The organism is Actinacidiphila sp. bgisy160, from assembly GCF_057707815.1.
Genome location: NZ_JBYIQW010000100.1, coordinates 1 through 9,848 on the forward strand (window position 1 = coordinate 1; position 9,848 = coordinate 9,848).

General features: G+C 68.2%; 8 protein-coding genes and 3 pseudogenes. 3 read left to right on the forward strand and 8 right to left on the reverse strand.

The features are described from left to right. Positions 1–174: 174 nt before the first annotated feature. From AC3EUJ_RS36450 to AC3EUJ_RS36470, 5 genes and pseudogenes are all read right to left on the reverse strand, one after another. The gene (locus tag AC3EUJ_RS36450) at positions 175–555 is read right to left on the reverse strand and encodes a hypothetical protein (RefSeq protein ID WP_431969190.1); all 381 of its coding nucleotides are present in this window, start codon (positions 553–555) and stop codon (positions 175–177) included. Between the two features lie 230 nt (positions 556–785). Then, a pseudogene (locus AC3EUJ_RS36455) lies at positions 786–1,007 on the reverse strand (alginate lyase family protein); the annotation flags it as partial. Positions 1,008–1,717: 710 nt separating this feature from the next. After that, positions 1,718–1,933 (reverse strand): annotated as a pseudogene (locus AC3EUJ_RS36460) (zinc ribbon domain-containing protein); the annotation flags it as partial. Positions 1,934–2,072: 139 nt separating this feature from the next. Continuing rightward, the gene (locus AC3EUJ_RS36465) at positions 2,073–2,471 is read right to left on the reverse strand and encodes a PIN domain-containing protein (protein WP_431969192.1); all 399 of its coding nucleotides are present in this window, start codon (positions 2,469–2,471) and stop codon (positions 2,073–2,075) included. Further along, a complete protein-coding gene (locus tag AC3EUJ_RS36470; protein ID WP_027731192.1) occupies positions 2,459–2,710 on the reverse strand; it encodes a type II toxin-antitoxin system Phd/YefM family antitoxin in 252 nt (83 codons plus the stop codon). The genes AC3EUJ_RS36465 and AC3EUJ_RS36470 overlap by 13 nt, the downstream gene beginning before the upstream one ends. Before the next feature lie 569 nt (positions 2,711–3,279). Between AC3EUJ_RS36470 and AC3EUJ_RS36475 the strand changes: the two genes are divergently transcribed. Beyond that, the gene (locus tag AC3EUJ_RS36475; RefSeq protein WP_431969194.1) at positions 3,280–3,567 is read left to right on the forward strand and encodes a hypothetical protein; all 288 of its coding nucleotides are present in this window, start codon (positions 3,280–3,282) and stop codon (positions 3,565–3,567) included. After that, positions 3,567–3,947, forward strand: coding sequence for a PIN domain-containing protein (locus tag AC3EUJ_RS36480; protein WP_431969196.1), 381 nt, complete (start codon positions 3,567–3,569; stop codon positions 3,945–3,947). Before AC3EUJ_RS36475 ends, AC3EUJ_RS36480 begins: the two co-directional genes overlap by 1 nt. A 1,244-nt stretch (positions 3,948–5,191) precedes the next feature. On the opposite strand, the pseudogene AC3EUJ_RS36485 reads toward AC3EUJ_RS36480, so the two are convergent. Together AC3EUJ_RS36485 and AC3EUJ_RS36490 are read right to left on the reverse strand one after the other, a co-directional pair. Further along, a pseudogene (locus tag AC3EUJ_RS36485) lies at positions 5,192–6,767 on the reverse strand (site-specific integrase). A gap of 29 nt (positions 6,768–6,796) precedes the next feature. After that, on the reverse strand, positions 6,797–7,411 hold the full coding sequence (locus tag AC3EUJ_RS36490) for a helix-turn-helix domain-containing protein (protein ID WP_431969198.1): 615 nt from the start codon (positions 7,409–7,411) through the stop codon (positions 6,797–6,799). Positions 7,412–7,513: 102 nt separating this feature from the next. On the opposite strand from AC3EUJ_RS36490, the gene AC3EUJ_RS36495 reads away from it, so the two are divergent. Next, positions 7,514–7,750, forward strand: coding sequence for a helix-turn-helix domain-containing protein (locus AC3EUJ_RS36495; protein WP_431969200.1), 237 nt, complete (start codon positions 7,514–7,516; stop codon positions 7,748–7,750). Positions 7,751–8,473: 723 nt separating this feature from the next. Here AC3EUJ_RS36495 and AC3EUJ_RS36500 read toward each other — a convergent pair. Further along, a partial coding sequence (locus AC3EUJ_RS36500) for an RHS repeat-associated core domain-containing protein (protein WP_431969202.1) occupies positions 8,474–9,848 on the reverse strand: 1,375 nt, incomplete at its 5' end.

Here is a 9,848-nt window from a genome sequence, read left to right on the forward strand (position 1 = left end):
AAGAGCCGACCCCCGCAGCTGAGCCGCCCGATCGTCCCCGCGGTGGACGAAGGCGCGCACGGGGAAGCCGCGCTCCCTCAGCGACTCGACGGCCGTGTGCCCGGCCGCCCCCACGCTCCCGGCGGCACCGGTCACGAGGATCACCGGGCCGTCGGGCATCGTCCGGCCCTTCCTTCAGGACGGCGACGTCACGCAGGTCCGCGGTGCGCCGCCCGCCTCCAGGCAGGAGACGACCGGCTTCAGCGCCTCCATCAACTGCTGGTGCGTCATCGCTGGATGTGCCTCCAGCCACTGCGTGGCGAGGGCGGCGAAGGCCTGCACATGGGGATCGGCGGCGATGTCCGGATGGGCCTGCAGGAAGGACCGCAGCGCCTCCTGGACATCCGCGGCGGTCCATCCGGAGTCGCCCGGCAGGCAGCGCGACAGGGAACCGTCCTGCCGGTCCCCGCCGTGGCAGCCGTCGTCGGCGACGGCCGTGGCGGTGCCGCCGAGGGCCAGGGCCCCGGCCGCGAGGGCGGCGATCGTTCCTGCGGCGAGCTTCTTCGCGAGAGCCATGGGATCCACCTCGGGTCGGTGGTCGGAATCGGCCTGCGCCGGCGCTCCCGAGGCACCGGGCACACGACGGTGCCTACGAGGGAGCGCGGATCACCGGCCCCTGGGAAGGGGCGGGATGGCCGGGGTCCTGGCACCCGGATCGCGGTGCCGGACCGTCATCGACATTCCCCAGCACATCACAGTCACCCGGATGGCGCATCCGGAGGAACCCGGGTCCCGGCCGTCCCCGTTCAGCCCGTGACGCCGTCCAGTTGCTCCGGGGCGGGCCGCAGCGCCCACAGGTCGCCACCCGGCGGCGCTGCCAGGTCCGCGAGCGCGGCGCCAGCCCGCCGGTCGCCGTGGCCGGCGGTGGCGGCAGGCACGACATGGGAGGCGTGCACGACGTCGGAGGCGGTGTGGGCGTGGAAGTGCAGCTCGGGGTGGGGCCACGGCTCCGCACCGGTGGCGGCCGGGCCCTGCCCCAGCCACGCGTCGGCCTGGACGACGAGGTCCCGCAGGGCGCGGCGGGCCCGCGGATCGCCGGCGCGGAGCCGGGCCTTCACCCGCACCAGATCCTTCCCGTCGAGGACGACCGTCCGCGGCGTCGCGGTGGACCCGGCGGCCGCGCCGTGGTGCGCGTCCGGCCGGAGCGCTGCCGGGCGGCGGAGGCCAGCGGGACGAGGACTGAGCACCCCATCGAGCAGGGGGACTTACGGCGCATCAGCGATGACGGGCGGCCCCGAGCGAGGGGATGCTGAACGCCGGGTGGCCGCCGTCCTCAGAGCCAAGTGCGTCGGGAGCTTGCGCCGGATCTCGACCGCCACCTGCCACACGAGCAGCGTGCATTCACGCTGTCTCACTTCGTGGGGTGATGCGGACGGCTGCCGAAGCGGCGGGCCAGGCTTGCGCGACAGCATCCAGCCAAAGCGACTGACATGATCGCCCGCACACCAGGGCCACATGGACACGACCTGCATGTGACTCCCCGGCAGCGGACGCTGCCCGGTGAACGTCGTCGCCTACCCGATCGACCCATCGGTCCGCCCCCCTTGATGCGTCGGCGCCAGCGCCGTAGCAGGCATCCTGCAGACCGCGGTCTCACCCACACCGCCGCCTCCGCCTCAACGCGCGCACCACTGAGTAACGGTGTTGACTTCCTCACCCTCCTGAAGGAGGGGGATTCCTACGGCTCGCGCCGTAGGGGTTTCTGCTTCATCGCCGGCTGCCCGCCCGGAGTGCTCCGTTGAGGTCTTACACCAGCTCCACAGACAGACGCCGTCAGCCCGACGGCCAGGATGTTCTTCGCCGCGTTCACGTCCCGGTCATGGGTCGTCCCGCAGCCGCACGTCCAGGTGCGAACCTTCAGCGGCATCGTGTCCCGCAAGGTGCCGCAGGCGGAGCGCTGAAGCCAGGGGTATCCACGAAGGAGAGCCCCGATGAAAAAGAAAACCCGCGTGCCACGCCACAACTCCCGCCACTGAGTGGGCAGCCGGCGGCTGAGGCAGGCGCACTTGCCAACGGCTGATCGCCCGGGCCCGTCACAACCTACGTACACGAACACCAGGAAGGTCGTCGAAGCACGCTCGCTTGTCGTAGGTGACTACTGCGCGTGCGGTGGTCAGGGCGGTTGCCGCGATGATCAGGTCGTGGGCTCCTCTGGGCCGGCCGGCCCTGCGGACGTGGGCGAGCAGTCGCGCATGAGCCCGCGCGATGTCCACGGTGTACTCCTCGACCGGAACCGTTGCGAGGATGGCGTCAACGAATGACTGGCGGGCAAGCCGGTTGGTGTCGTCGGCCAGTTCGACGCCCTGGAGCAACTTCGCGGCCGTGATGGCGGCGATCACCGGGTCGTCATCGTCCGCGAGCACATCGTCAAGGACGACTTTCCGGCGCTCAACCGCGATCAACACGCCGGTGTCCAGGATCAGTCGTTCCACGGATCGTCCAGCGTCAGCAGATCACGGGTGGCCATCACATCGCCCTCGAAGGCGTCGTCGAGGGTGTCGACGTAGGGCAGGAGAGCATCCTTGACCGCACGGCCCGTGGCTTTGGGCGCCGGGCCGAGCACGGCCAGGCGTTTCCCCCCGCGGGTGATCACGATGGTTTCGCCGCGTTCCGCGCTGTCCAGCACGGAGGCGAAGTTCCGTGATGCTTCGGTAGCGGTCATCGTCTTCATGACCTCATACTCTCAGAGAATCTGATACCCGATAAGGCGGAGGCCGAGCCTCTGATGACCTCCCGCTGCTCGACGTTCGACCTCTCTGGCCGAACACGTCCTGAGAGCGGTGCCCGGCAGGCGGACAGTGACAGCACAGGCGGTCAGGCAGCCCTCTTCCTGCGGGTCCGCTCCATTTCCTCACGCCCCCCTGCACGCCCCCTGGATCTTGTTTCGGCTTCGCTGCGTCACCTCCAGCAGCCGAGCTTGTTCCTATATCGCCGCAAGTCAGAGTCCTGCCATGGACGCCCAGATTCCCGCCGCGACACCTCAGCCCGGATCCACCGCGCGACCTCTGATCCTTGGTGTCCGGCGGTTTCAGGGTGGATCTTCGGGATGCGGGCAGCACGGGGTCTCGGCCGGCCGTCCGGTGCGGGGTCTCCGAGGTCTTTTGGGTCGAGGGCGGGCGGGTGGGGCGGGGCTCGTTGGCCAGGTGAGCATGCGCTGTCCTGCGGCGGTCCACAGGTCGGCCTTGGCGAGAGAGGGAAAAACGGTAGGAACGCGTTCCTACCAAGCGCTATCGTGGAGCCATGCCTGCACGGAAGCTGTCGATCTCGGTGCCGCCCGAGGTCGAGGAGACGATCAAGGCGGCGGCGGCGGAAGAGGGCAAGCCGGTCTCCGCGTGGCTGGCCGAGGCCGCCGTCGAGAAGGCCCGCATCGCCGCCCTTCACGCGGCGGGCCGCGCCGCTGCCCGCGAGCTTGTGGCCGAGTACGAGAGCGAGCACGGCAAGCTGCCGGAGGAGTCCCGGCAGCGCGCCCGCGAGTTCCTGCTGGAAGCCGGGCTACTCGATGACGAGCCGTGGCGGGCGGCCGGGTAGTGCGCACGATCGTCTACGACACCGGCGCTCTTCTGGCCGCCGAACGGCGCAACCCGGACTTCCTCGCCCTGCACGACGAGCTGACCGCCGCCCGCATTCGGCCGATTATGCCGGTGGTGGTTCTCGCTCAGGCATGGCGCGGCGGACCGCAGCACCAGATCTCGCGTGTGCTCAAGGGCTGCGACATCCGCCCCGACGATGAGCGCACCGGTCGCGCCGCCGGTGTTGCCTGCGCGGCCTCCGGGACCGCGGACGTCGTCGACGCGATCGTCGTCGCCACCGCCGTCCAGTACCAGGCCGCAGTGGTCACCAGCGATCCTGAGGATCTCAACCACCTTGCCGACTCCATCGGCGTCAAGCTGCGGCTCTTTGCCGTCTGACAGCCCACGCCGGTCACGTGACCACGCGGGTGTCGGCTCGATCTTGGGCCGGTGGCGCGCCGGGTTGGGGTCGGGCGCGGGCCGGGGGCCGTACGCTGGCCCGGCGAACGGGGCAGGCACTTGACCTGCCCGCGGTTGTGCCCCGTGGCCCCCTAGCCGTACCCGACGCAGGCCCCGGCCCGGGTAGGTGGGTCAAGATCGCGTCGGCGCCCGCCCCAGCACACCGCCTACCGGGCCCCGACCGCCCAGGTCCTGCGCGTTGACCGTGGCCCCGGTGACCGTTCTCCCCGCGTCGACCGCGCCGGTCGTGGCACTCCGCTGGCCGGTCTGGCGGAGCCGTACGGCCGAGGCGACACCGGTGTGGCCCTGCGCATGACTCCAGGCGTGCCGGGTGATCGTGCGTCAGCCTGTTTGCTGACGGTCGCTGGTCTTCCCGGGTTGCTGTTTCTGCGCGGCCAGGGGCCGGGCTTGGTAGCGAGGCGACGCCGTAGCGGCGGGCCCGCGGCCCGGCCGGCGGCTGGGCCGACAAAAGGGCCTTCGGCTGACCACAATCGCGCGGGGAATGCCGGAGAACCGCAGGTAGGGGCGGGAACCCGACCGAACGCCGCGTGGCCCCGACCGGGACAAAGGCCCTGGTCGGGGCCACGATGGCCGACGAGCCTGACAAACCGCGCACTTCAGTTGAGCACCGGCTGAGCTACGGCCATGAAGCGAAGGGGCACAGACAACTGCCTGGGCCGACCCCTGCCTTGCGGATAGCCGATCCCGGGCCCAAGGCCGGGGACAGGCGGATGCGGGCCGCATCGCCGCCGTAGGTCTGGCAACTTCGCTGCCGGCCACCCGTCCGTTCCCCAACGAACCGTACTGACGCTTGGGCGAGCATCGGACGGGCAGATGATCTTGACGGCCCCTCCGGGTGACCCGGAGGGGCTTCGTTCGTTATCCCGCTGCAGGTCCTGAGCCTGCGGGCCACGGCCTTTGGTGGGGCGGGTGGGACTCGAACCCACGACCGACGGATATGAGTCCGCCGTACCGTCGCTCCGCCTCATATCAGCCTGTGCCGCCTCGTACGCGGACTGCCAGTCCGTGCAGGTCAGCAACCCTTCCGGCATCTGCCCGCTCGAACCGTCGTGACGGCTAGTACGCCCTGTGTCAGCAAGTTCCGCTGCGTTCGGGCGAGCAAGGGGCGAGCAGAAAGGCCCCGCCACCAGGAGTGACGAGACCCCGTCCGCATGCCCCACCGCCTACTCCGCGACGGGCACAGCGTCACCACGGCGAGCACGCGGCACCAGCGCCGCGGCCTTCTCGGCGATGGCCCTGTCCACCTCGTCCAGGAGCGACGTGTACGTGTCCGAGGCGAGCTGGATCGTAGTGCCGCAGCGTCTCCTTGATCGCGTGGAGATCTCCGCCGCCGGCGTGGATGAGCGTCGCCGCGCAGTGGCGCAGGTCGCGGAGATTGATCGGCGGGAGATCGCCGCGCCGACAGATCCGTCGGAACTCCTCGCTGACCTTCTCCGGGTGCAGCCATGTCCCGTCCCGCTCGACGAACACTTTCCCGGTGTCCGTCCAATCCGCAGCATCCCTGCCCTCGGCGCGCTCGTCGGCCGCGTGCCGATTCCACGCTTTGCGCTCCGCCTGCTGCCGCGCGCGATGCTCGCGCAGCACGCCCACGTTCACGGAGTCCAGTGCGATCGTCGCCGCGCTGCCGTCGGTCTTCGGGGCGTCCTCGAAGACCTCCCAGTTGTCGACGATGATCTCCTTGGCGATCGTGATGGAACCGCGCTCGAGGTCGACGTTCCTCCAGTCCTGGCCGACGCCCTCGCCGCGACGCAGGCCGCGGAACGCGATCAGGTGGAAGAACGCATACAGCCGGCTGTCCTCGGCGGTGTCGAGGAATGCGCCGATCTGTTCCGGCGTCCAGACCATGACGCCGCTTGGCCGCTCGCCTGTCTGGCGCCAGTGCTCCACGTGCTGCTCTGTCCACAGCACTGCCTTTGGCCGCTTTCCGCTGTCGAGTTCCACCCACTGGGCCGGGTTGAACGTGATGAGCTGACGGCGGATCGCGCCGTTGAGTGCGGCGCGCAGTGTCGCGCGGATGCGTTGCTTCGTGGCAGGCCCCGTGATGAGCCTGTACGGCGGCATCGCCGCCAACTTCTCGCGCTCGGCCATCAGGCGCGCGGACTCTGCAGCCGACGGCCTGCCGTTGCGGCCCCACTTGCATCGCGCCTCCTGTTCGCGGCGCGCAGCGTTCTCGGCGGCGGCGACCTCGTTCTGCTCGTCGATCGCGTTGAAGAACGCTTGCACATGGCCGACATTCAGCCTGTCCAGGCGGTAGTGCCCCAGCTTCGGCTTGAGGTGCACGCGGATGTGTGACTCGTAGCCGCTCGTCGTCGTTCGCTTCGTCTTCCTCGACTCCACCCACTGATCGAGCCAGTCGCCGACCGTCATCGCGTTGTCCATCGGCACACCGCCGGCGAGGCGGCGCCGGACCTCTGCGGCCTCCGGCACTGGCTCGCGCTCGCGCATCACCGCTGCGAGGAGACCGCCAATCCGGAGCGCTGCATCTTCGTCGTCCTCGGCCATGTCCAGGACGGCGCGCAGCTTGTCGAACTCAGACTGGGCGTCCTTGACCGAGGCGTAGCCGGTACGACGGAACGACCGCCGGGCCCCGTCCTTATCGGGCGGCAACTCTTGGCGAAGCTGGTAGCTGCCGTGGGCACGCTTCGCCATCTGCGGACACTTCGCGCCAAGCCGTTTGCCGTCCTCGTCGCGGCATTCGCACCGCCTGGTGATGCCGCCAGCACGCCGCGCTCCGGCCATGTGATCTCCTACGTCCGGGGGTCGTGCGCCTACTGGGCCGGTGTGCCGTCGCCGCCTGGCGGCAGGGATCTGTCCAGGCCCGCCAACGGCGGCAGCCGCAGGCCTCGGCGGGTGATCTCGTCGCGCAGCTCGTGCAGCTGCACCGTCAGTTCCCGGGCGACGTCTCGGGCCGCCTCGGCCTCAGGGCCGTCGGGCTCTCCGTGCCACCGATACTCGGAGATGGCCTGCTCCCAGATGCCCTTGTAGAGGGAGCGGATGCGGGACTCCAGATCGCGGTGCCGGCGCAGCAGCTCCAACGCCGACCCAGACACAGCCGTCGTGCCGTTCCACCAGTCCAGAGCCGCCAGGGGCGCGGCACTCTCGCCAGGCAGGTGCTCGACCCGGTCGGCGTAGCCGACGGGGAAGACGAGGGCGGCCGGGGGCACGCCGAGAGCGGCGGCCAGGATTATCACCTCGGCGACTGTGACGTTGCCGCGCCTGCCGTTCTCGATGTTGGAGATCACGGTCCGGGCCATCGGCGCCCCGCGCTTCTCGCACTCGTCGGCGAGCTGCTGCGCGCTCATGCCTTGCTCGGTGCGGTGGCGGCGGACCTCTTGGGCGATCGTTCTGCTGACCTGTGACGGCCAGTCCTGCGAGTGCTCCATGATGACCCAAAGTACGCGCTTAATTGCGCTGCGCCAACCCATGTCATACTGTGCGCACTGAGAACCCAATCCGCCCAATTCGTCACAAGGAGTTGCGCCGAAATGACCCACTCGGTGACCACAGGTGACGTTCTCGCTCTTCCGCCGACGACGGACCTCGAGACCGCCGCCGCCGCCGCCGCGTTCGGCATCGGCCGCACCACGGCGTATGACCTCGCACGCAAGGGCGAGTTCCCCTGCAAGGTCATCCGTGCGGGCCGCCGCATGCGCGTCGTCACCGCCGATCTGGTGCGCGTCCTCGGACTGGACGCGGCAGCCCCGGTCGCGTCCCAGAGTTAAAGCGGCCCGCCCCTGGAACGTCGCGGGCCCGGCAGCCACACGGCCGCCGGGCCCGTTGCATGCTGACGCTCAAGTGTCGAGGGCGGAGCGGGGTGGAGGCGGTAGCCACCCAGCAGTACAAGCCTTTGACCTTGGTGTATCCGTGCTCGGCGCCCTGCTTGCTGGCCCCGTAGACCTGCTTCACCTTCGAATCGACGATAGAGCCCACTACTGCACCGTCCGAGAATCGGGTAACCATCGACATAGAGCTCGACACTTCCCTGAATTCTCCGATCCCGAGAGAAACTAATCCCACAGGTTTCAACCGGTACAAGTTCTCCCATCAGTCGGGCCCAGTGCTTGCCCACAACCTGCGAACACCGAAACGGCCCGCAAGAAGAACCGACGGACCGTCACGAAACATCGAGGCCAGATGCGGCTGGCGCCGCCACTTCGGCACCAGCCGCTACCATCATGAGCTATTCCTCTTCATCAGCAAATACTCGGCACGCCCCTTTACGAATCGAGGTTCGCCGGTTTCCCTATCCACAAGGATGGGAAAATTCCCTCCAAGCCGGATCGGTTTACCGTCTCTCCCCACGTTCCCAGGAGGATAGATGAAAGTAAAGTAGCCGGGCAGTCCGAGCGATTCCGCTTCTCGAACGACACACCCCCACCTTTCCCATTCGGGAATGTTTTGCCTCCCAAAATTCTCGGCAATTACCCGAGCTTCACCTATCGAAATCATTTCTTCCCGCCTCCCGTGTACATGAAGTCCATGTATTCCCATTCAGTGTCGGCATAGCCTCCAGCTTGACCGTCAAGGAATTTTACACGACCGTCATGATTTACGGCATTGAAGAAGTGACCAGCCACAATTTCGCCACTACCTTCAGTGTCGAACGCGTAGACAATTCCGCGCGCCCCGTTGCCTCGCCTCAGAAGCTCCCCTGCGATACCATCCGGACCGGCTGCCGGCTTGAAGGTGGCACCATAAAGAGCCTCGAGTTCTGATGCGTCGGTGATGTCACCAGAATCAGCCACCGCCTCGATGCCTTGCAGCCTCAGGTCTGTAGCTCTCGCACACTTCGCACAATTTGTCATGGACCCTGAGGGGTTTACGCCTTTAAGAGAGCCGCCAGGACGGGCCAACGTTCGGGCACCGCCGGGACCCTTAGCAGCAGTCTTGCTCGCGGCCCTGGCCGCCAAAGTTTCTTCTGTGCGACCCACCGCGCGGGAAAGAAGCGCCGCTTCCTTTGCGGGGCCGCCAGCAGAATAGAGCGCACCGGACTCGTAGCAATCAGCTTCATCGTGGGTAACAACGCAGTTGACGTACTGGGGTACACCGGTGAGACGACCGATAGCGGTTCCGAGCCTTACCGACCTTTCAACTACCTTTTCGGCGAAGTCTCCCGTGCACGACTCGCCCCCAGTGGTGGACGAGCAATCCTCAGCTCTACTGAGATCTACAGCTGGGGGACTCCAGTTGCTTAGGCATCCTCCGCATCCGTCATTGCTAGTAAAGACAACAACGTTACCCAGACCGCCGCGCCTACCGGCTTGACGCCCCTTGTGCTTACCTTCGTCTTCGAGGCGCGCGCTGGACCCGTCGTTCATGTAGGCGCAGGAGCCGCCCCCGCATCCGTAGTCCATGCCGGTGGGGTCGGTGAGGGTGACGGGGTTGTTGGCGCTGTAGGCGTAGCCGTTGAGGCTGAGGGGTCGGGCGATGTCGAGGATGGGGTCTGCGGAGATGAAGCGGCCGGTGTCGGGATCGTATTCGCGGGCGCCGAGGTGGGTGAGGCCGGTGGTGGTGTCGTCGGTGCCGCCGAGGTAGCCGCGGTGGGAGCGCCAGTTGCTGTCTTCGGTACGGGGAACGCCGAAGGGGTCGGTCTTTTGGCGTTTGATGGCCTGCCCGGTGGCGAGTGCGATGGTGGCGGTGGCGGTGCCGTGGTGGTCGGTGACCATCGCGGTCAGCGCGGGGTCGCCGGTGCCGCGGGTGATGGCGCGCATCACGGTGGGTGCGCCGGCCTGGCTGTAGTAGCGCTGGCAGGAGGCGACGGCACCGGTGGTGTCGGTGGTCAGTTCGGTGTCGGGCAGGTAGAGGGTGTGGGTGCTGGCG

What these genes read in the sequence shown, in the direction of transcription:
- AC3EUJ_RS36450 (WP_431969190.1), bottom strand. Translation starts at nt 555, where the DNA reads ATGGCTCTCGCGAAGAAGCTCGCCGCAGGAACGATCGCCGCCCTCGCG.
- AC3EUJ_RS36470 (WP_027731192.1), bottom strand. Translation starts at nt 2,710, where the DNA reads ATGAAGACGATGACCGCTACCGAAGCATCACGGAACTTCGCCTCCGTG.
- AC3EUJ_RS36475 (WP_431969194.1), top strand. Translation starts at nt 3,280, where the DNA reads ATGCCTGCACGGAAGCTGTCGATCTCGGTGCCGCCCGAGGTCGAGGAG.
- AC3EUJ_RS36490 (WP_431969198.1), bottom strand. Translation starts at nt 7,411, where the DNA reads ATGGAGCACTCGCAGGACTGGCCGTCACAGGTCAGCAGAACGATCGCC.
- AC3EUJ_RS36495 (WP_431969200.1), top strand. Translation starts at nt 7,514, where the DNA reads ATGACCCACTCGGTGACCACAGGTGACGTTCTCGCTCTTCCGCCGACG.